General features: G+C 64.5%; 22 protein-coding genes. 9 read left to right on the top strand and 13 right to left on the bottom strand.

The window, feature by feature from the left end:
- Window positions 1-37: 37 nt before the first annotated feature.
- From AB4Y44_RS26075 to AB4Y44_RS26055, 5 genes are all read left to right on the top strand, one after another.
- On the top strand, window positions 38-586 hold the full coding sequence (locus AB4Y44_RS26075) for an iron transporter (RefSeq protein ID WP_133183546.1): 549 nt from the start codon (window positions 38-40) through the stop codon (window positions 584-586).
- 82 nt (window positions 587-668) lie between these two features.
- Window positions 669-1,022, top strand: coding sequence for a cupredoxin domain-containing protein (locus AB4Y44_RS26070; RefSeq protein ID WP_042261500.1), 354 nt, complete (start codon window positions 669-671; stop codon window positions 1,020-1,022).
- 52 nt (window positions 1,023-1,074) lie between these two features.
- Complete coding sequence (locus AB4Y44_RS26065; RefSeq protein WP_368701268.1) at window positions 1,075-1,920, top strand: FTR1 family protein; 846 nt, start codon at window positions 1,075-1,077, stop codon at window positions 1,918-1,920.
- Window positions 1,917-3,344 (top strand): 4Fe-4S binding protein, encoded by a 1,428-nt coding sequence (locus tag AB4Y44_RS26060; protein WP_368701267.1) that lies wholly within the window; start codon window positions 1,917-1,919, stop codon window positions 3,342-3,344. The genes AB4Y44_RS26065 and AB4Y44_RS26060 overlap by 4 nt, the downstream gene beginning before the upstream one ends.
- A gap of 142 nt (window positions 3,345-3,486) precedes the next feature.
- Window positions 3,487-3,894, top strand: a complete 408-nt coding sequence (locus AB4Y44_RS26055) for a heme-binding protein (protein WP_342921907.1) — start codon at window positions 3,487-3,489, stop codon at window positions 3,892-3,894.
- A 276-nt stretch (window positions 3,895-4,170) separates the two neighbouring features.
- Here the strand turns inward: AB4Y44_RS26055 and hemP are convergent, their stop codons facing one another.
- The 4 genes from hemP to AB4Y44_RS26035 all read right to left on the bottom strand — a co-directional run bounded on the left by hemP (window position 4,171) and on the right by AB4Y44_RS26035 (window position 6,548).
- Complete coding sequence (gene hemP, locus AB4Y44_RS26050) at window positions 4,171-4,431, bottom strand: hemin uptake protein HemP (RefSeq protein ID WP_368701266.1); 261 nt, start codon at window positions 4,429-4,431, stop codon at window positions 4,171-4,173.
- Between the two features lie 175 nt (window positions 4,432-4,606).
- Complete coding sequence (locus AB4Y44_RS26045; protein ID WP_321926936.1) at window positions 4,607-5,092, bottom strand: SRPBCC family protein; 486 nt, start codon at window positions 5,090-5,092, stop codon at window positions 4,607-4,609.
- A gap of 38 nt (window positions 5,093-5,130) precedes the next feature.
- The gene (locus tag AB4Y44_RS26040; protein WP_368686564.1) at window positions 5,131-5,529 is read right to left on the bottom strand and encodes an OsmC family protein; all 399 of its coding nucleotides are present in this window, start codon (window positions 5,527-5,529) and stop codon (window positions 5,131-5,133) included.
- 137 nt (window positions 5,530-5,666) lie between these two features.
- Window positions 5,667-6,548 carry a pirin family protein gene (locus AB4Y44_RS26035; protein ID WP_368701265.1) on the bottom strand — a complete coding sequence of 294 codons (882 nt, stop codon included), beginning with the start codon at window positions 6,546-6,548 and terminating at the stop codon, window positions 5,667-5,669.
- A gap of 120 nt (window positions 6,549-6,668) precedes the next feature.
- On the opposite strand from AB4Y44_RS26035, the gene AB4Y44_RS26030 reads away from it, so the two are divergent.
- Window positions 6,669-7,709: a LysR family transcriptional regulator gene (locus AB4Y44_RS26030; RefSeq protein ID WP_342921911.1), complete on the top strand. Its 1,041-nt coding sequence runs from the start codon at window positions 6,669-6,671 to the stop codon at window positions 7,707-7,709.
- A 417-nt stretch (window positions 7,710-8,126) separates the two neighbouring features.
- Here AB4Y44_RS26030 and AB4Y44_RS26025 read toward each other — a convergent pair whose 3' ends face one another.
- The 9 genes from AB4Y44_RS26025 to AB4Y44_RS25985 form a co-directional block, all read right to left on the bottom strand.
- Window positions 8,127-8,546, bottom strand: coding sequence for a biopolymer transporter ExbD (locus AB4Y44_RS26025; protein ID WP_133183537.1), 420 nt, complete (start codon window positions 8,544-8,546; stop codon window positions 8,127-8,129).
- Between the two features lie 18 nt (window positions 8,547-8,564).
- Window positions 8,565-9,311 (bottom strand): MotA/TolQ/ExbB proton channel family protein, encoded by a 747-nt coding sequence (locus AB4Y44_RS26020; RefSeq protein ID WP_368701264.1) that lies wholly within the window; start codon window positions 9,309-9,311, stop codon window positions 8,565-8,567.
- A gap of 47 nt (window positions 9,312-9,358) precedes the next feature.
- Window positions 9,359-10,090, bottom strand: coding sequence for an energy transducer TonB (locus AB4Y44_RS26015; RefSeq protein ID WP_368701263.1), 732 nt, complete (start codon window positions 10,088-10,090; stop codon window positions 9,359-9,361).
- A gap of 288 nt (window positions 10,091-10,378) precedes the next feature.
- Window positions 10,379-10,633, bottom strand: coding sequence for a bacterioferritin-associated ferredoxin (locus AB4Y44_RS26010; RefSeq protein WP_028208420.1), 255 nt, complete (start codon window positions 10,631-10,633; stop codon window positions 10,379-10,381).
- 358 nt (window positions 10,634-10,991) lie between these two features.
- On the bottom strand, window positions 10,992-11,852 hold the full coding sequence (gene murI / locus AB4Y44_RS26005) for a glutamate racemase (protein ID WP_342921913.1): 861 nt from the start codon (window positions 11,850-11,852) through the stop codon (window positions 10,992-10,994).
- A 70-nt stretch (window positions 11,853-11,922) separates the two neighbouring features.
- The gene (bfr, locus tag AB4Y44_RS26000) at window positions 11,923-12,402 is read right to left on the bottom strand and encodes a bacterioferritin (RefSeq protein WP_110857464.1); all 480 of its coding nucleotides are present in this window, start codon (window positions 12,400-12,402) and stop codon (window positions 11,923-11,925) included.
- Window positions 12,403-12,603: 201 nt separating this feature from the next.
- Window positions 12,604-14,127 carry a fumarate hydratase gene (locus AB4Y44_RS25995; RefSeq protein ID WP_342921914.1) on the bottom strand — a complete coding sequence of 508 codons (1,524 nt, stop codon included), beginning with the start codon at window positions 14,125-14,127 and terminating at the stop codon, window positions 12,604-12,606.
- Between the two features lie 53 nt (window positions 14,128-14,180).
- The gene (locus AB4Y44_RS25990) at window positions 14,181-14,825 is read right to left on the bottom strand and encodes a TIGR00645 family protein (protein ID WP_368701262.1); all 645 of its coding nucleotides are present in this window, start codon (window positions 14,823-14,825) and stop codon (window positions 14,181-14,183) included.
- A 176-nt stretch (window positions 14,826-15,001) separates the two neighbouring features.
- On the bottom strand, window positions 15,002-15,898 hold the full coding sequence (locus AB4Y44_RS25985; protein WP_368701261.1) for a DMT family transporter: 897 nt from the start codon (window positions 15,896-15,898) through the stop codon (window positions 15,002-15,004).
- Window positions 15,899-16,235: 337 nt separating this feature from the next.
- Between AB4Y44_RS25985 and acs the strand changes: the two genes are divergently transcribed.
- The 3 genes from acs (at window position 16,236) to AB4Y44_RS25970 (ending at window position 20,699) form a co-directional block, all read left to right on the top strand.
- Entirely contained in the window at window positions 16,236-18,218 is a 1,983-nt protein-coding gene (acs, locus tag AB4Y44_RS25980; RefSeq protein WP_368701260.1) for an acetate--CoA ligase, read from the top strand.
- A gap of 100 nt (window positions 18,219-18,318) precedes the next feature.
- The gene (locus AB4Y44_RS25975) at window positions 18,319-18,684 is read left to right on the top strand and encodes a DUF4212 domain-containing protein (RefSeq protein ID WP_342921918.1); all 366 of its coding nucleotides are present in this window, start codon (window positions 18,319-18,321) and stop codon (window positions 18,682-18,684) included.
- On the top strand, window positions 18,681-20,699 hold the full coding sequence (locus tag AB4Y44_RS25970; protein WP_342921919.1) for a VC_2705 family sodium/solute symporter: 2,019 nt from the start codon (window positions 18,681-18,683) through the stop codon (window positions 20,697-20,699). Before AB4Y44_RS25975 ends, AB4Y44_RS25970 begins: the two co-directional genes overlap by 4 nt.
- Window positions 20,700-21,037 lie beyond the last annotated feature (338 nt).

Genomic DNA, 21,037 nt, shown 5'->3' with positions numbered 1-21,037 from the left:
GTGGGATGTAACCCTCATATAAAAACCAGGAGTTTCGATGCGGATTCACACTCTCTTGCGCGGCACCGCCGTCATCGCGGCCGCCACGGCGGCATTTGCTGCTAATGCGGCTGAATACCCGATCGGCAAGCAGGCCATCCAGGGCGGCATGGAAATCGGCGCGGTCTATCTGCAGCCGATCACGATGGAGCCGGAAGGCATGATGCGCAAGGCGTCGGATTCCGATATTCACCTCGAATCGGACATCCACGCGGTCAAGAACAACCCGACCGGTTTCGCCGAAGGCGACTGGATGCCGTATCTGCAGGTGCACTACGAACTCACGAAGCCGGGTTCGAGCTATGTGCAAAAGGGCGACCTGATGCCGATGGTCGCGAACGACGGCCCGCACTACGGCGACAACGTGAAGCTGGCCGGTCCCGGCAAGTACCACCTCAAGCTGATCGTGGACGCGCCGATGCAGACGGGCCACATGGCGTTCGGCCGTCACGTCGACAAGGAAACGGGCGTGGGTCCGTGGTTCAAGCCGATCACGCTGGAATACGATTTCCCGTTCGCGGGCATCGGCAAGAAGGGCGGCTACTAAGCCGTCGCGAAGCAGCTCGGGCGGCGGCGCGCATCTCGTGCAGCGCCGCCGCATGAATGGCAGCAAGGAGCAGGTAAAACCAATGACTGGAATGCGGAAGTTTGCGGCGCTCGCACTCAGCGCGTCGTTTGCGGTGTCGCTGGCGGGCGTGGCCACGACGGCGCACGCCGAAGATCTGCCCACGTTCAAGCTCGAAATGACCGACGGCAAGCTCAACCCCGCGCGCATCGAAGTGCCGGCGGGCAAGCGCATCAAGATCGAGGTGCGCAACACGGGCAAGGGCGCGGCGGAGTTCGAGAGCGTTCAGCTGCGCAAGGAGAAGGTGCTGGCGCCGGGCGCGGACTCGTTCGTCGTGATCGCGCCGCTCGATCCGGGCGAGTACAAGTTTTTCGACGATTTCCATCAGCAGGCGCAGGGCGTGATCGTCGCCAAATGAGCGTTGCGAAGTCAGGCCGCTGGCGCGTATCGCCGGTAGCAGGAGGTGTTGAATGGGTCAGGTGATGTTCATCGTATGGCGGGAGAGCGTCGAGGCGCTGCTCGTCGTCGGGATTCTTTATGCGTGGCTGAAAAACGGCGATGCGGATGCGCGGCGCGGCGTGCCGTACCTGTGGGGCGGCGTGGCGCTCGGCATTCTTGCCGCCATCGGCCTCGGCGCGGCGCTGGTCGGCTTTACCGAAGTGCTGTCGGGCGACGCGCAGGACTACTTCCAGACCGGCATGGTGCTGGTGGCGTGCGTGCTGATCGTGCAGATGGTGCTGTGGATGAAGCAGCACGGCCGCACGCTCAAGCGCGAGATGGAAGAGTCGCTGGAAAAGAGCACGCGCGACGCGAACTGGTGGGGCGTGACGATACTCGTCGCGCTTGCCATCGCGCGTGAGGGCAGCGAGACGGTGATCTTCCTCTATGGCCTCGGCTTCGGCCAGTCGGGCCATGTGGACGCGAGCCAGTACTTCGCGGTGCTGATCGGCCTCGCGCTGGCGTTCCTCACGTTCTATCTGCTGCAGCTGGGCGGCAAGATCTTCTCGTGGCGGCACTTCTTCCGCATCACCGAGATCATGCTGCTGTTCCTCGGCGCGGGCCTGTTCCAGACCGGCGTGGACAAGCTGATCGACAAGGAGATCCTGCCGACCATCGTCGACCAGGTGTGGAACTCCTCGGCGATCCTCGACGACTCGAGCACCTTCGGCTCGCTCGTCGCGACGCTCACGGGCTACCGCGCGCATCCGGCGCTCATGAACCTGATCGCCTATGCCGTGTACTGGCTCGTGGTGTGGTTCCTCGTGCGTCGCGCCACCGGTCGCGCGGGCGCCGTTGCGAAGAGGAAGGCAGCATGAGTTGTGTATCCGCTCGCCCGACGCAGGCAAACGGGCGCCCTGGCAAGCTTGCCCAGGCGGGCCAGTGGATGCAACGTCACGGCGCGGCGATCCGCGCCGTGCAGTGGGTCGTGGTCGCTGTCTACGCGTTCCTGATTCTCGTGCCCGCGGCGATGCCGCTGCCCGGCGACACGGCGCATCTGTGGAACAACCTCACGCTCGCGGCGCAGTTCGTGTTCTGGGGCATCTGGTGGCCGTTCGTGCTGCTCTCGATGGTGATGCTCGGCCGCGTGTGGTGCGGCGTGCTGTGCCCCGAAGGGGCGCTCACCGAGTTCGCGAGCAAGTTCGGCCGCGGCCGCGCCATCCCGCACTGGATGCGCTGGGGCGGCTGGCCTTTCGTGGCCTTCGGCCTCACGACGATCTACGGACAGATGGTGAGCGTCTACCAGTACCCCAAGGCGGTGCTGCTCGTGCTGGGCGGATCGACGCTCGGCGCGATGGTGATCGGCTTTCTGTACGGACGCGAGAAGCGTGTCTGGTGCAAGTATCTCTGCCCCGTGAACGGGGTTTTTGCGCTTCTCGCACGTCTCGCGCCGTTTCGCTACAAGGTCGACGAAGACGCTTGGCGCAACTCCTACACGCACGGCGAGCATGGCGGGCATCGCGTGATTCCCGTGAACTGCGCGCCGCTCGTGCCGCTGCGCAACATGAAGGGCGCGGCGCAGTGCCACATGTGCGGTCGCTGCAGCGGCCACCGCGACGCCATCGCGCTCTCGTGGCGCTCGCCGGCCGAAGAAGTGGTCGAGCTCGGCGACAGCCAGGCCAACGCGTGGGACACGGCGCTGATTCTCTACGGCCTGCTCGGCGTGGCGATCGGCGCGTTCCACTGGACCGGCTCGCCGTGGTTCATCGGCATCAAGCAGTGGCTCGCGGGCTGGCTCATCGACCGCGACATCACCTGGCCGCTCGACACCAATGCGCCGTGGTTCCTGCTCACGCATTACCCGGCGCAGAACGACGTGTTCTCGTGGCTCGACGGCGCGATGATCGTCGGCTACATCGTCGCGACCGGGCTCGTCTATGGCACGGCGCTGCTTGCGATCCTCGCAGGCTCGACCGCCGTGCTCGGGCGTTTCGAGATGCGGCGTCTGCATCACTTCGCGCAGTCGCTGATCCCGCTGGCGGGGGCGGGGGTGTTCCTCGGCCTGTCGGCCACGACGCTCTCGCTGCTGCGCGCCGAGCACGTGCCGCTCGACTGGGCCGCCGAGGTGCGCATTGCGATTCTGGTCATCACGAACCTCTGGAGCGCCTGGCTCGCGTGGCGCGTGACGGGCCGCTACAGCTCCCGGTTCTGGCAGCGCGCGCTCGCGCTCGCGGGCTTTGCGCTCGCGCTCGCCGTGGTGGACAGCGCCTGGTGGCTCATGTTCTGGGGCTGGGTGCGCTGAGCCTGTTTCGACGCTTCTTCATCTGCCGCTGATATAGGCGACATACGAGGGATCAGCGCGTCGCGGCGCAAGTCTGGGTGTTACTCTCAAAACCGGGTTGGCGATTTCGCCAAACCCGGTTTTTGACTTTTCGGAGAGACACATGCGAACGCGAGCAGTACTGACCGATGAAGACGTGATCCGGGTAGCCGACGCAGCCGTCGCGCACGCCCGTTCGAATGAATGGCACGTGACGATCGCCATCGTCGACGATGGCGGCCATCTGCTGCATTTGCGCCGCCTCGACGGCGCCGCGCCCATCAGCGCGGAGATCGCCGTGGCCAAGGCGCGCACCGCGTCGCTGGGCCGCCGCGAGAGCAAGGTGTACGAGGACGTGATCAAGCAGGGCCGCACGGCGTTCCTGAGTGCGCCGCTCACCGGCATGCTGGAAGGCGGCGTACCCGTGAGCGTGAACGGCGATGTGATTGGCGCGGTCGGGGTCTCGGGCGTGAAGTCCGACCAGGATGCCTCCATTGCGCGTGCGGGCATAGCGGCGCTCGGGGTGGAGTAATTCGATCCACTGTCGCGCTCGACGACGCCAGAAAAAACAAAAGCCGCGGACGGATGCCGCGGCGTTTGTCTCGGGCGGCTCACGCTTCGCGCGCCGCCCCGATCTGGTATGAGAACAAAAAAATGGCGTGGCTTGCTTCGACGGCTGGCTTGAAGCTTGAAGGATGTCTGCACGAAGGGGTCTAGATCTCGCGTGCAAGCCGTCGTTGCTGGCTAATGCCCCAACGCCTCTCGGTGGAGGCGGTCCCCACAATACCCGGTTGAAACCTGCTTGAACCTATTTCGTCAGGATCAGCTTGCCGAGACGGGTGGCCCGCAACTGATAGGTTTCGCCGTTGTGCATGATGCTCACATGGCTGCGGCCTTGCAGCAGCGCCGCGCTATCCAGTTTCCTTTCGTCGCTTGTCGCGGCGGCCGCCGGCTCGGCGCTCTTGCGCGGCTTGGGCGGGGCGACGGCAGGCTTGGGCCGCGCGCTGGTCAATGCCGAGCTGCCGTTGCGGCGCAAGCTTAGTGTGGAGGTGCGGTGCAGTTCGGTCATGAACGTGACGTCTTTGTCTCGATTCGATGGATGAATTCTAAATGATAATAGTTCGTATTTGCAACTACGAGATATTCATCGGAATCGAATGCCGATAGCCTGAACCGAAGCGGGCTGTCGTGTGAATTGGCGCTCGCCGTGCCGCGCAGGGCAGGAGGGCAAGCGCCGGAGGGCTTCAGTGCAGCGCGTTCGGCGCGCTGCCGTCGCCCTGCACGAACTGGCGGATGAGACGCACGGTGTCGATGTCCGACTCGCGATAGGCCGACTTCACGATTTCGGAAGTCTGCCGATCGTCTTCGGTATCGGCGGTGGGCAGCGTCGTGCGGTACTCGAAGCGCAGAAAGAGCTGCAGCTCATCGGGCTGCTCGATCGTCATCGTGAGCGAGCCGCCGACGTACTCGGCGGTCGCCATGATGTCGTAGCGCACGCTCTCGTTGGGCGTGAGCGTGACGCGATCGCGTACAGTGGCGTGGCCATAGTGCAACTCGCGCTCCATCGTGCTCTCGGTGCGCGAGAGGATCGTGCAGCTGTCGAGCCCGATCACGAAGAGCTGCGGCTGCTCGGCGCGCAGCACGAGCCCTTCCCAGAGCTGCTCGCGCGTCATGGCCTCGACGAGCGGGTTCAGCGGATCGTTGATCTGGATGAGGTGTTCGAAATTCAAGGCGGCGCCTTCCTGTGTCTGTGTCCGCGCGTCGCCGCTCAAGCGACGACGAGACCCGTGCGGATCGTGATCGTGTTCGTGAGGACCTTGTGGACCGGGCAGGCGTTGGCGATCTGCAGCAGGCGCTCGCGCTGCTCGTCGGTGAGCGCGCCTTCGAGCACGATCTGGCGGTCGATCTTCGTGCCTTCGCTGCCGGTTTCCATCGTGAGCTTCACGCGTACGCCTTCGAGCGGCCACTCCTTGCGCTGCGCATACATCTTCAGCGTGATGGAGGTGCAGGCGCCAAGGCTCGAGAGCAACAGCGAGAAAGGCGACGGTCCGCGGTCACCGCCGCCGAGCGAGGCGGGTTCGTCGGCGATCCAGGTGTGGGTGCCGTCGTCGAACTGAACCTGGTAGTTCGTCGAGCCAATGTGTGCGGTGACTGCGGGTTCGGCCATGCGCTCCTCGCGGGCGGGACGGTTAAAGAGGGACAGGCGCGCAACCTGCGATGCGCGCCCCAGAAACCGTATTGTGACGGAAAGCGGGCGGGCCCGTGGCGATGCTTCGGAAACCCGCGTCGCTGCGCCGTACGGCTTCAGTGAGCGATGCGCCCCATGCGCCCGGCCTGATAGTCGAGCACGGCCTGGCGGATCTCCTGCTCCGTGTTCATGACGAACGGGCCGTAGCGCACGACCGGCTCGTTCAGCGGCACGCCGCCGATCAGCAGGACGCTGAGCGGTGCGCTCGCGTCGGCCGGGGCGGCGAGCGTGACGGTGTCGCCGTCGTTCGCGAAGGTCACCATCTGCTGGGCATCGATGGCTTGCGCGTCGGGCCCGTACAGACCCGTGCCCGAGAGGCCGTACGCAAACACGCGATACTCGCTCGGCACCGGCTGCTCCACGCGCGCGCCGGGCGCGAGCGTGAAGTGCTGGTAGAGGATGGGCGTGCGCGTTTCGATCGCGGCCTTGACGCCCAGCGCTTCGCCGGCGATCACCTTCACCGCAACCTTGCCGTCCTTCGAGCGGCCCACCGGAATCTGTTCCGTGGGCAGCTCCTGGTAGCGCGGCGCCATCATCTTGTCGCGCGCGGGCAGATTCACCCACAGCTGCAGGCCATGCATGCGGCCGCCCGTACGCGTGAATTCGGGGTCGGGCATCTCGCTGTGGATCACGCCCGCGCCGGCCGTCATCCATTGCACGTCACCGGGTCGCAGCGTGCCCGAATGGCCCGCCGAGTCCTTGTGGCCGAAGCGGCCTTCGACCATATAGGTGACGGTTTCGAAGCCGCGATGCGGATGGTCGGGCGCGCCCTTGGCCTCGCCGGGCGCGTAATCGACCGGGCCCATTTCGTCGAGCAGCAGGAACGGATCGAAGTCCATCAGCTGGCGGGTCGGAAACGGCCGATGGACGATGAATCCGCCACCCTCGGTGGTGCGAACCGCGGGATAAACGCGTTCGATCGTACGGGTCGTGGTCATGGATATCACCTCGAATTGTGGGAATTGCGTTATATGCGAAACAAACCGCTATTATAGGTAGCCAATTTGGCCTGTTTTACGCCTCATCGCAATGGATTGTCCCATCGCTGGAACGACGACATGAAAATCGATTCGCATAACCTCAACGACCTGATGTACTTTTCGCAGGTGATCGAACATGGCGGCTTTTCCGCTGCCGAACGTGTGCTCGGCATCTCGAAGTCGCGTCTGTCGCGGCGGGTGAGCGAACTCGAGGCCTCGCTTGGCGTGCGCCTGCTGCAGCGTTCCACGCGCAAGCTCGCGCTCACCGAGGCGGGCGAACTCTTCTACCAGCATTGCCGCTCGATGCTCGCCGAGGCGCAGGCCGCGGTGAACGTCGTTCAATCGCTGCGCTCGTCGCCGCGCGGCACGGTGCGCGTGAGCGTGCCTGTCACGCTGTCGCAGACCATCTTTTCGCAGGTCATTCCGGAATTCATGCATCGTTACCCCGAGGTGCGGGTGGTGATGCGCGTGACGAACCGCGTGATCGACCTGTTCGAAGACTCCGTGGATATTGCGCTGCGCGTGCGCTCGGAGCCGCCGCAGAACGCCAATATCGTGGTGCGTCCGCTATGGCGCACCGAGCAGATGCTGGTGGGCGCGCCGAGCCTGCTCGCGCAGAACGCACCGCCGCTCACGCCGGAAGACCTCGCGCGCTTCGAAACGCTCGATACGCCCACGGGCGACGGCCGCCACGTGTTCCAGCTCATCGCACCCGATGGCACGCGCCACGCGCACGAGCACGAGCCGCGCCTCATCACCGCAGACCTCACGACGATTCGTGAAGCGGCGCTGCAAGGCCTCGGCATCGCGGCGTTGCCGGAGATGATGTACGGCGCTGCACTGCGTTCGGGCAAGCTTTCACCGGTGATGCCGGGCTGGACGCTGCCGGTGCCGCAGCTCTATGCGGTATTTCTCTCGCGCCAGGGCATGGTTCCGGCCGTGCGTGCCTTCGTCGATTACCTCGTGGAAGTGCTCGATGCCGATAAGGGCTTGCAGCAGGAATGTCCGCTGAAAAGCGACATCGCCGCGCTTGCACCGAAAGCGGAAGGGCAGAGTGCACCCACCGGGCAGGTTGGGCTGTCACGCACAAAGAGCGCGAGCAGGATCGAAACGGCATGAAGCTTTGCGAACGTGCACGCGCGTGCGCTTGTATGAAACTTGAGTTTTCATGCAGTGCATTTGTGCGCAACGTCTAGCGCCATTTGTTTTTAGGCATTCAAGCGTGAGCGGCCATCGCTACTTTCAATGGCCTAACTCTTGAACGCGCGAAGCGAGAGGAATATATTGAAGTCCTTCTCGCCAAGCACCGGTCTTGAGCGGGAATTGATGGCCGCTATCATAGTGGGCCTTCAGGGCCGAAAGCGCAGTCCGTGTTGCCCACGGCAGTCGCATGTGCCGGCGTGAACCGATCGATTGTCGGGGAGTCGCCGCCACCGCCCGAATGCGCCGCGTGCGCACGAAAAAAGGCCTTCGTCTGACGATGAAGGCCTTTTACTTTGTACCGCTCAACTTTGCGTGCTGCGCGCAGTGACGCGATCAGTGATGCGCAGGGTCGGTGACGAAGCCGAGCTTCGTGAGGCCGCCGCTTTGCGCGGCGGACATCACCTGGGCAACGCGTTCGTACTGCACCTTGCGGTCCGCGTTCAGATGCAGTTCCGGTTGCGGCGTCGTTTGCGCCGCGGCTGCGATCTTCTGGTTCAGCGCCGCGTCGTCGACCTGCGTGCCGTCCCACAGCACGGTGCCGTCCGCTTCGATCGAGATGTTGATCTGCGCGGGCTTGGTGTCTTCCTTCTGGCTGCTCGCATGCGGCAGGTCGATCTTCACGGCGTGACGGATCACGGGAATTGTCACCATGAAAACGATCAGGAGAACCAACATGACGTCGACGAGCGGCGTCATGTTGATTTCGTTCATCAGGCCATCGTCGTCGTCGCTGGCAAAGGGGCTCATCGCCATGATGCTTGCCTCCGCTCTTTAGTGGCTGCGCGCAGCGACACGCAGGTTGCTCGTGTTGCCCTCCTTCGCGCCGCTACGTGCGGTCGAGGTGAGGCGCGCGCCCGTGACGAAGAAGGCATGCAGGCCGTGCGCGAAGCGGTTGAGCTTCGTGACGATCGCCTTGTTGGCGCGGGTGAGGGCGTTGTAGCCGAGCACGGCGGGAATCGCGACAAAGAGGCCGAAGGCCGTCATGATGAGCGCTTCGCCAACGGGGCCCGCCACGGCGTCGATCGAAGTTTGACCCGTCGCGCCGATCGTAAGCAGTGCGTGATAGATGCCCCACACCGTGCCGAACAGGCCGACGAACGGCGCCGTGCTGCCGATCGAGGCGAGAATGGCGAGGCCGCTTTGCATCTTCGCGACCGATTCGTCCATCGTGTCTTTCAGGCAGCGCGTGACCCAGTCCGACACGTCCATGCGGTCGTGCAGATGCGGCTGGGTCTGGTGATGGTGGTCGGCGGCTTCCTGGCCCGACAGCGCAAGTGCGACGAACGGGTTGTCTTCACGCGAGCCGCTGCCGAGCTTCTTCACGCCGTCGGCGAGATCGTCCGAGTGCCAGAACTGCTGCTCGGCGTTCTTCGTGAGGCGCTTGAGGCGCGCGACATTCCAGCCCTTCACGACGATCACGCACCACGACAGCACCGACATGATCAACAGCGCGAGCGCGATGCCGCGTGTCACGAAATCCCCTTGCGCCCAGACGTGGGCGATACCGTAGTTCTGCATTCCTGATCCTCTTTATTCAATTCATGGAAGCGTGTGACTTCAGCCCGTCAATTATTCAGGCTGAACTCGAATGGTTGCGTGTAGGCCGCGCGGACGGCTTCGCCGTTTTCCAGGTACGGCTTGCACGAGCTCTGGCGCATCGCGTCGAGCGCGGCGTCGTCGAGGCGGGCGGAGCCGCTCGACTTCTTCAGCTCGATGTTCTCGATCTTGCCCGTGAGGCCCACGACGAAGTGCACGAATGCCGTGCCGGTTTCGCCGCGCCGGCGCGAGAGCGTCGGATAGTCGGGCTGCACGATGCGGCAGTCGAGGTGCGAGACGTTCTTCGGCGCCGACAGCGCCATGGTCGGCTTGGCGTCGGTGGCTGCTGCGGCTTGCGGGGCCGGTGCAGGCGGCGTGGGAGCCGGCGGCGTAGGCGCAGTGGGCGCGGCCGATTCGATCGCATGCTGCGAGGGTGCTTCGGCCACGGGCAGCGGTGTTGGCTTGGGCTTGGGCTGAACTTTCGGCTTCTCGCGCGTCACGTGCGGGACCGGCTTGGGCGGAGGCGGCGTGGGCGTGGACTGGATCGCGGCGGGGGCGGCGACCGGCTCGGGCTTGAGCAGTTCGGCCATCATCGTCTGCGACTGGAGCGCGACGGGCGCCACGGGTTCGCGCTTCATCAGCACGACGGCGATGAGCGCGGCATGCAGCGCGACCACGATCGCGCTCGCCGTGACGACACGGCGATTGACGCGAACGGAGGGAGACGGCAGCGTGCCAGCGGTGGTTTGGAAAGCCTGCATGTTTAGCGTGGCTGCCATGCGGACGACGGCGCGCAGGCGAACCTACGCGTCGTGTCGGGCAGCTTTATTTGCGAAAGATCAACAGCGAGATGCACAACGTCGTTACGAATCCGAGCAGCAGTTCCATCACGACCTCCTTTGAGGGGTGCGAGCGGTAGCTGGCTGGTCGGGAGACGGGCTTGCTGTCGGCGGCGATTTGACGTCCGCGGCGCGTGGCGCCTGAGGCGCCTTTGGCTAAACGGGCGGACGGGGCGGACGCGCATCGGTGGCCGGATGCGCGTCATGGCTTCAGGCAGCCTTGCGCTCGTAAAACGTGAGCGGAACCGCATGGGGGACCACGGCGGGGTGCGCCGGCTGCGTGACCCCGCAGCGGCTCGCACAGACACCGCTTTGCGCCATCACGTCACGAACGGATTCTTCGCACTTGCCGCAGCAGGTCGCGACGCCGAGCTCGAACTGCAGCTCGTCGAAAGAATCCATGCCTTCCTGAATAGAGGCGCGGATCGTCCGGTCGGAGACGGATTTGCAAACGCAGACAATCATGATGGACCGCAATAGAGAGAGTTAATGCGAATTATTATCATTATGTTTGCTGGGTTTGGCAAGCGCGTAGGCGGATTTTTTGTAACATAACCGGATGCCTAGCAGGGGTTTTTGCTTTGGGTCAGGAGAAGGGAGCCAGGGTGGGGTGCTCGTCAACGCATTCGACGGGCCGGCTAGCGGTTACCCGTTGTGTGACTGCCGACAGGATTGCGCGTTGGCGACGAAGGCTGCCAGGGGCTTCTGAGAGAAGCCAGCCCGAATGCGGCAGGTCAGTCAGATGCGCGGAAACGGGGTTGAAACGCGAACTCGCGGGCGAGACGCGAATCGCGCATCGCTCGCGGCGTGTGGCGCCGGCGCGTCAGGCGGCGTTCGCTTCCAGTTGCCGCGTGCGGCGCGAGGGGATGACCACGCGCTCGACGTTGGCATTCAGACCCAGCAGCGCGGCCGCCAGTTCGCGCAGGTGCGCGCCGTCGCTCGTCGAGCAGAAGCGCATCTCGTCGCTGCCTGCGCCGGCCGGCGCGCCGCTCGCGCGCAGCCCGTGCTGGTCGAGCACGCGGTCGAGCTGCCGGGCGATGGCGACGCTCGTGTCGACGAGCGTCATGCGTTCGCCGACGATCGAGCGGATCGCCGCGTCGAGAAACGGGTAGTGCGTGCAGCCGAGCACGAGGGTGTCCGCGCCCGCGTCGAGCATGGGCTCGACGTACGCGCGCAGCAGCGCGAGCAAGTCGGCCGAACCGATGTCGCAGCGCTCCACGGCCTCGACGAGGCCATGGCCCGGCTGGCACAGCACGCGCAGGTCGGCCGCGTGGCGCTCCACGAGCGCCTGAAAGCGCGCGCTGCGCAACGTGACCTGGGTGGCGAGGACGCCAGCCACGCGCGATTTCGAAACCAGTGCCGCCGGTTTGATCCCCGGCTCGACCCCGATGAGCGGGATGGAGAGCCGCTCGCGCACGAGCGCGATGGATTGCGCCGTGGCCGTGTTGCAGGCCACCACCAGCGCCTTCGCGCCCTGCGCCACGAGCCATTCGCAGATCGCGAGCGTGCGGTCGGCGATGAAGTCGTCGTCGCGCTGGCCGTAGGGGGCGTAGCGCGAGTCGGCGGCATACACGAGCCGCTCGGCGGGCAGCAGCGCGCGCACGGCGCGCAGCACCGACAGGCCGCCGAGGCCGGAGTCGAAGATGCCGATGGGCGCAGCGCTGGAAGAGGCCGGAAGGTTCACGGGGATGGGCGCAAAAGGGTTGGGGCGCACCCGCAAGGCGGACGGATGCGCGCGGGCGCGAGGCGCGCGATCACGATTCTACCGAACCCATGGCCGACTGCTGGTAATTCTGGATGCCGATCTTGCCGATGAGGTCGATCTGCGTTTCGAGCCAGTCGATGTGCTCTTCGGTGTCTTCGAGAATCGTCACGAAAATCTCGCGCGAAACGAAGTCGCGTACCGACTCGCAATAGACAATGGCTTCCTTGCAGGTGGACTGGGAAATCTGTTCGAGCTTCAAATCGCACTCGAGAATTTCCTTGGTTTCTTCGCCAATCAGCAACTTATGCAGGTCCTGGAGGTTCGGCAGACCGTCGAGCATGAAAATACGCTCGATGAGCATATCGGCATGTTTCATTTCGCCGATCGATTCGTCATATTCATGCTTGCCGAGTTTCTCGAGGCCCCAGTGCTTGTACATGCGGGCATGCAGGAAATACTGATTGATAGCCGTGAGCTCGTTCTTGAGCTGCGCGTTCAGATATTCGATGACCTTCTTGTCGCCTTGCATAGTCTTTCCTTTCTTTGTGGGGCGGTGACTGGTTTCCAACAATAAACGCTCAATACACAAAAGCCAAGGCCGAATCAAGATTGAATTGCGGTGTATATCGGCGATTTACTCTGTGCTGAGAATTAATCTCAGTGCGCCTCGCGTGAGGCAAAAAAAACCGGGGCGCGCGGCCCCGGTTCTTAAACAGGCATCAGGCAGGCATCAAACCGTGGCGACCGGAATCTTGCCGATCTTCGCTTGCCATTCGGCAGGGCCGGTCTTGTGGACCGAGGTGCCCGACGAATCGACGGCGACCGTCACCGGCATGTCCTGCACGTCGAACTCGTAAATGGCTTCCATGCCGAGGTCTTCGAACGCGAGGACCTTCGAGCCGCGGATCGCCTTTGACACGAGGTAGGCCGCGCCGCCCACCGCCATCAAGTAAGCCGCCTTGTGCTTCTTGATCGCCTCGATGGCGACCGGGCCGCGCTCGGCCTTGCCGACCATCGAGATGAGGCCCGTTTGCGAGAGCATCAGCTCCGTGAACTTGTCCATGCGCGTGGCCGTGGTGGGACCTGCCGGGCCGACCACTTCGTCGCGCACCGGATCGACCGGGCCGACGTAGTAAATCACGCGGTTCTTGAAGTCCACCGGCAGCTTCTCGCCCTTCGCGAGCATGTCGGCGATGCGCTTGTGCGCGGCGTCGCGGCCCGTGAGCATCTTGCCCGAGAGCAGGAGCGTCTGGCCCGGCTTCCACGAAGCGACTTCTTCCGGCGTGAGCGTATTGAGGTCGACGCGCTTGCTCGTTTCCGTGTTCGGTTCCCAGTTGACCTTCGGCCATGCGTCGAGCGAGGGCGCTTCGAGCTTTGCCGGGCCCGAGCCGTCGAGCACGAAGTGCGCGTGGCGCGTGGCGGCGCAGTTCGGGATCATCGCGACGGGCTTCGAAGCCGCGTGCGTGGCCGTGGCCATGATCTTCACATCGAGCACGGTGGCGAGACCGCCCAGACCCTGCGCGCCGATGCCGAGCGCGTTGACCTTCTCGTGCAGTTCCACGCGCAGTTCTTCGATCCAGTCCTTCGGGCCGCGCTTGATGATGTCCTGGATGTCGATGGATTCCATGAGCGATTCCTTCGCCATCAGCATCGCCTTTTCAGCGGTGCCGCCGATGCCGATGCCGAGCATGCCCGGCGGGCACCAGCCTGCGCCCATCGTCGGCACGGTCTTGAGCACCCAGTCGACGATCGAGTCGGACGGGTTCAGCATCACGAACTTCGACTTGTTCTCCGAGCCGCCGCCCTTGGCTGCGACCTGCACGTCGACCTTGTCGCCCGGCACGATCTCGTAGTGGATCACGGCCGGCGTGTTGTCCTTCGTGTTCTTGCGGCCGCCTTCGGGCGGGTTCACGATCGAGGCGCGCAGCACGTTGTCCGGGTTCAGGTAACCGCGGCGCACGCCTTCGTTGATCATGTCGGTCACGCCCATCGTGGCGCCGTCCCAACGCACGTCCATGCCGACCTTCACGAAGATCGTGACGATGCCGGTGTCCTGGCAGATCGGGCGACGGCCCTCGGCGCACATGCGGCTGTTGGTGAGGATCTGCGCGATCGCGTCCTTCGCGGCCGGGCTCTCTTCGAGTTCGTAGGCGCGGCCGAGTGCCTCGATGTAGTCCTGCGGATGGTAGTAGCTGATGTATTGCAGCGAATCCGCAATGCTCTGGATGAGGTCTTCCTGTTTGATGACGGTCATGGCTAGCTTCTGTGGGGACGGGTGTTTTGAATAATGTCTGCCGTGTGCGCGGATCAGTCCGACTCGGCGTGCTCGGGAACCGCTCGACGCGCCGCGGCCTGCCCGCCTGGCACCGGATGGCGGGCGGCGAGCTCCTGATAGTGTTCGGGGTGCGTATGCGTGGTGATGCGGTCGATCCACGCCATCACGAGCGCGGAGACGAGGAACGCCACGTGGATGATCACCTGCCACATCACCGTATGCGTCGAGGCGGCATCGGGATTGATGAAGGTCTTGAGCAGGTGGATCGACGAAATGCTGATGAGCGCCATGGCGAGCTTCACCTTGAGCACGCCGGCGTTCACGTGGTCGAGCCATTCGGGCTCGTCGGGATGGCCCTCGAGATTCAGGCGCGAGACGAAGGTCTCGTAGCCGCCCACGATCACCATGATGAGCAGGTTCGAGATCATCACCACGTCGATCAGGCCGAGCACAGCCAGCATGATGCTGGTTTCGTCGAGCGTGGTGGCGTGGCTCACGAGGTGCCAGACCTCCTTGAGGAACAGCACGCAGTACACGGCTTGCGCGATGATCAGGCCCAGATAGAGCGGCACCTGCAGCCAGCGGCTCATGAAGATGATGCTGGGCAACGGACGCATGCGGCGACGGGCTTTACCCGGTGCGGCGGCGGAAGGCGGCTGGGGGCGTGCGGCGGACATGGGCAATCACGGTGGCGAATTCGGGCGGGGCTGCCCTGGTGCAGTCGTCTGGTTGGGGCCAGAAGGCGCGCGCGAGGGGCCGGGCGGGCGCTATTGTACAGCGTCGCAGGAAGGGCTCGCCGGGATTCCGGCAGCGCCGCCCGCGCCCCGATGCTTTCAACCTGATTACGGAATGGTCACGAGGCCACCGGCGGCAGGCGCCTGATCTTGAGGCTTGCGAGCCCGATCCCGGCCACCACGCAGGCGAGCGCAATGCCGTGCGCGGGCGTGGGGCGCTCGCCGAGAAACGCGATGCCGTAGACGGCCGCGGCCGCCGGCAGCACGGCCGTGAACACGCCGGCGATGCTGCCCGGCACGTGGCGAATGCCCATCATCCAGAGACAGAACGAGAACACGCTCGCCGACAGCCCGTACCAGAGCGCGAGCCACCAGATGCCTGCGGGCACGCTCGCGAAATCGAACGACAGTGCGCCCGGCAGCCCCACGGGCAGCATCAGCAGAAAGCCGAACAGATGTGTGTATGCGCAGATATCGAGCGGCGCGAGCGTTTGGGTGAGACGGCGCGACAGGATCACATAGAGCGATTCGCAGCACACCGCGCCGAGCACCATCAGGTTGCCGATCAACGAACTGGCGCCGCCGTCGCCACCGCCGCCCACGTGGGCGAGATTGATGACCGCGATGCCCGCAATGGCGAGCACGATGGAAGCGAGCGCCCGCGCGTCGGGGCGCTCGCGCAGGAAGAGCCAGGAGAAGAGGGCGACCACGGCGGGGATCGTGCTCGTGATGACGCCGGCCGCGACCGCGCTCGTGCGATGCACGCCGCCGAGCATCAGCAGCGTAAACCCGAATGTCCCAAACAGCGCCTGGAGGAACAGATTGATCCATTCGCCGCGCTTCACCTGTTGCATTCTGGAGCGACGCAGGAGCGGGCCGAGTACCGAGAGGGCGATCACGAAGCGCAGCAGCGCGAAGAGTGGAACGGGAATGAAGGCGACAATCGACTTGCCGATGCCGACGTTGCTGCCCACGAGCAGCATCGAGGCAATGAGAAACAGGGAGTAGCGATTCAAGCTGGAATCCGGGTGCGCAGTTCAGTTAGCATTCTAAATGTCTGCTTACTTGCGTGCCATGGCGCGCCGCTTGCATGGTCTGCATGGGCGCGCGTAAGTGGCCGGTAAGTTGCTACGCTTAATCTTGCCGGCATGGGTAGTTTGCGAAGATCGCGCACGATCGTGCGTGTATCGCGCGCCCATGCATGCCGGGATGCCACAATGGCGGCTCCCGGCGCAAGCCAATAGCGCCGTGCCCGCGTGTGGGCGGCGGCGCACGGAGACGGCGCGCACGGGCATTGAAGATGCTCATGCGTGTCCACGAATTTGACGTTTCATCTTCACCAAGGGGTTGTCGATGTCTGCGATTGAATCGGTTCTTCAGGAACGCCGCGTCTTTGCGCCTTCCGAGCAAACGGTGGCGGGTGCCACGGTGTCCGGCATGGACGCATACAAGGCGCTGTGCGCCGAAGCCGAACGCGATTACGAAGGCTTCTGGGCGCGCCGCGCGCGCGAAACCCTGAGCTGGCAAAAGCCCTTCACGAAGGTGCTCGACGAATCGAAAGCGCCGTTCTACACGTGGTTCGAAGACGGCGAACTCAATGCCTCGTACAACAGCCTCGACCGCCACGTCGAAGCGGGCAATGGCGAGCGCGTCGCGATCGTCTTCGAAGCCGACGACGGCACCGTCACGAACGTCACCTACAAGGACCTGCTCGCGCGCGTGTCGCGCTTCGCCAATGCGCTGAAGAAACGCGGCGTGAAGAAGGGCGACCGCGTGGTCATCTACATGCCGATGTCGGTCGAAGGCGTGGTCGCCATGCAGGCTTGCGCGCGCATCGGCGCGACGCACTCGGTGGTGTTCGGCGGCTTCTCGTCGAAGTCGCTCAACGAGCGCATGGTCGACGTGGGTGCCGTCGCGCTCATCACCGCCGACGAACAGATGCGCGGCGGCAAGGCGCTGCCGCTGAAGAACATCGCCGACGAAGCGCTTGCCATGGGCGGCTGCGAAGCGGTGCACAGCGTGATCGTCTACAAGCGCACGGGCGGCAAGGTCGCCTGGCACGAAGGCCGCGACCAGTGGATGCACGAACTTTCGGCGGCCGAGAGCGATACGTGCGCGCCGGTACCGGTAGGCGCGGAACATCCGCTCTTCATCCTCTACACGTCGGGCTCGACGGGCAAACCGAAGGGCGTGCAGCACAGCACGGGCGGCTACCTGTTGTGGGCCGCGCAAACGATGAAGTGGACCTTCGATCACAAGCCCTCGGACGTGTTCTGGTGCACGGCCGACATCGGCTGGATCACGGGCCACAGCTATATCGCCTATGGTCCGCTCACGATCGGCGCGACTCAGGTCGTGTTCGAAGGCGTGCCGACGTACCCGAACGCGGGCCGCTTCTGGGACATGATCGCCAAACACAAGGTCACGGTGTTCTACACCGCGCCCACGGCGATCCGCTCGCTCATCAAGGCGTCCGAAGCCGACGCGAAGGTGCATCCGAAGAGCTATGACCTTTCTTCGCTGCGCATTCTCGGCACGGTCGGCGAACCGATCAATCCCGAAGCGTGGATGTGGTACTACGAAAACGTGGGCGGCAAGCGCTGCCCGATCGTCGACACGTGGTGGCAAACCGAAACCGGCGGCCATATGATCACGCCTCTGCCGGGCGCGACGCCGCTCGTGCCGGGTTCGTGCACGCTGCCGCTGCCGGGCATCATGGCCGCGATCGTCGACGAAACCGGCCAGGACGTGCCGAACGGGCAGGGCGGCATTCTCGTCGTGAAGCGTCCGTGGCCCGCGATGATCCGCAACGTCTGGGGACAACCCGAGCGCTACAAGTCGGGCTACTTCCCCGAGGAACTCGGCGGCAAGCTGTATCTGGCCGGCGACGGCAGCGTGCGCGACAAGGACACGGGCTACTTCACGATCATGGGCCGGATCGACGACGTGCTGAACGTCTCGGGCCACCGCCTCGGCACGATGGAGATCGAGTCGGCGCTGGTGGCGAACCCGCTCGTGGCCGAAGCCGCCGTGGTGGGCCGCCCCGACGACACCACCGGCGAAGCCGTGGTGGCGTTCGTGGTGCTCAAGGCCACGCGTCCGCAGGGCGACGAGGCCGTGAAACTCGCCAACGATCTGCGCGCCTGGGTGGGCAAGGAGATCGGGCCGATCGCCAAGCCCAGGGACATCCGCTTCGGCGAGAACCTGCCGAAGACGCGCTCGGGCAAGATCATGCGCCGTCTGCTGCGCTCGCTCGCGAAGGGCGAAGCGATCACGCAGGACGTTTCCACGCTGGAAAACCCGGCGATTCTGGACCAGCTCGGCGAATCGCTCTAAACGCCGAGGTTCGCGCGGCGCCTTGGCTGGCGCCGCGCACCGCATCGATCCCCGCATTGCCCCGGATTGCCGGCCATACGCGTTTTTGCTACACAGGCGCATGGCCGCGCCACACACTACTCCGCAGAACAATCTCAATCCCTTGCCCGAGCCGCCCCCGGTGAGCGAGGCGATGGCGCGCGCGCATCGGCGCTACTGGCGCTTCAATCTCGCGCTGATCGCCGTGCTGATGACGATCGGCTTCCTCGTCTCGTTCGTTGCGCCGCTCTTTGCGCGCCAGCTCGCCGGCCTGCGCTTCGCGGGCTTCAGCCTGCCGTTCTACCTCGGCGCACAGGGTGCGATCCTGCTCTACGTGCTGCTCGTCGCGATCTATATCGTGCTGATGCAGCGCGCCGACCGTGTGCTGCAAGCGGCGCTCGAAGCCGACATCGCCATTCGCGAAGCCAGCAAGGCACAGCAACGATGAGGCTTGCTCACCGGCTCATACGCTCCTACGCGTTGTACACGCTCGGCTTTCTCGCCTTCGTCTACGTGATGTGGCGTATCGAGCTTTCCACCGGCCCCGGCATGTGGATCGGCTATGTGTTCCTGTTCGTGCCGATCGCGGTGTACGCGGTGATCGGGCTGCTTTCGCGCACCTCGGACCTCGTCGAATACTATGTAGCGGGGCGGCGCGTGCCCTCGTTCTTCAACGGCATGGCGACGGCCGCCGACTGGCTTTCCGCCGCGTCGTTCATCGGCCTTGCGGGTTCGCTCTACGCGAGCGGCTACGACGGCCTGGCTTACCTGATGGGCTGGACGGGCGGCTACTGCCTCGTCGCCTTCCTGCTCGCGCCGTATGTGCGCAAGCTCGCGCGCTATACGATTCCCGACTTCCTCGGCACGCGCTTTTCGAGCAACCTCGTGCGTGCGCTCGCCGTGCTCGCGACCATCCTCTGCTCGTTCGTCTATCTCGTCGCGCAGATCCAGGGCGTGGGGCTGATCGCCACGCGCTTCATCGGCGTGGATTTCGCCATCGGCATTTTCTGCGGGCTGGCGGGCATTCTCGTGTGTTCGTTTCTCGGCGGTATGCGTGCCGTGACGTGGACGCAGGTCGCGCAATACATCATTCTCATCGCGGCGATCCTCATTCCGGTTTCGCTGATCGCGCATCGCGACGGCCTCGGCTGGCTGCCGCAAGTCGACTACGGCAACGTGATGCAGCGCGTGGAAGCGCTCGAGCGCGACGTGCGCGGCGCGAGTGCCGAAGCCACTGTGCGCGACGCCTACCGCCAGCGCGCGGCGCAATGGCAGACTCGGCTCGACACGCTGCCGCAGTCGTACGTCGCGGAGAAGACGCACCTCGTCGAATCGATCGCGGACCTGCGCCGCCATAACGGCCCGCTGCGCGATATCGATTCACTCCAGCGTGAACTCAACGCCTTTCCGCGCGACGTGGACGCCGCACGCATGGTGTGGACGCGTCAGCGCGACGACCTGCTTGAGCGTGCTGCGCCGCCCGTGCCGATGAACGAACCGTTTCCCGCCGACGACGATGCCGAGCGGCGCATTCATCAACGCAACTTCCTTTCGCTGCTCTTGTGCCTTTCGCTTGGCACGGCGAGCCTGCCGCACATCCTCACGCGCTACAACACGACGACCTCGGTGGCCTCGGCGCGGCGCTCGGTGGGCTGGACGCTCTTTTTCGTCGCGCTGTTCTATCTGACCGTGCCGGTGCTCGCGGTGCTGATCAAGTTCGAGATCCTCACGCATCTGGTGGGGCAGCGCTTCGACGACCTGCCGCATTGGGTCATGCAGTGGCGGCGTATCGAGCCATACCTCATCAGCATTGCGGATATGAACAACGATGGCGTGGTGCGCTGGAGCGATATCCAGATGCAGCCTGACATGGTCGTACTCGCTGCGCCGGAAATCGCGGGGTTGCCGTATGTGATGTCTGGGCTCATCGCCTCGGGTGCGCTCGCGGCTGCGCTTTCGACTGCGGACGGCTTGCTGCTCACGATCTCGAACGTGCTCTCACACGATGTGTACTACCACATGGTCGATCCGAGCGCGTCGAGCCAGCGGCGCGTGACGATGTCGAAGATCCTGCTGCTCGGCGTGGCGCTGTTCGCCTCGTATGTGGCGTCGCTCAACGCAGGGAACATTCTGTTTCTGGTGGGGGCGGCGTTTTCGCTCGCGGCGTCGAGTCTTTTTCCCGTGCTCGTGCTCGGCGTGTTCTGGAAGCGCACGACGCGCCTGGGCGCCGTGGCCGGCATGATCGCGGGTCTGACCGTGTGCGTCTATTACATCGTCTCGACGTACCCGTTCTTCACGCAGCTCACGGGCTTTGCGGGCCCGCGATGGTTTGGCATCGAGCCCATCAGTTCGGGCGTGTTCGGTGTGCCCGCAGGCTTTCTCGTGGCGATCGGCGTGAGTCTCATCGATCGCAAGCCGGACGCGTATACGCTCGCGCTGGTGGACTATATCCGCCACCCGTGAGGGTGGGGACCTGATTGCCGGTGTGCGGTCGAGCACTTAAAAAACGGGCGGGCGAGGCGATACTGAAGTCCTCTCGTTCCCGCGCCGGTCCTCGAAGCAGTACGCGGGAATTCGGCGTCGGGCTGCGGCCCGACGTCCTTTTCTCCTGCCTCATCTGGTCGATTCGGCGTTCCTTTTGGCGTTGAGCGCTCAACGACTGGCAGCGCTGCTGTTCTCTTTTCGCCCATCAAGTCATCCGTTTTTTGTCCGATAACTAGCGGGAGCGTGCGAAGCAGCGCGTGCAGCGGATCCGATAGATCGCCTTGGCGGCTACGGTACAATTTCGCGCGCCGCCGGCC

Origin of the sequence: Paraburkholderia sp. BR10937, from assembly GCF_040965695.1 — a bacterium.
In the GTDB taxonomy this organism is placed as follows: Bacteria; Pseudomonadota; Gammaproteobacteria; order Burkholderiales; family Burkholderiaceae; genus Paraburkholderia.
Note: the sequence above shows the minus strand (reverse complement) of the source record. Positions and strands in the feature narration are given on the sequence as shown.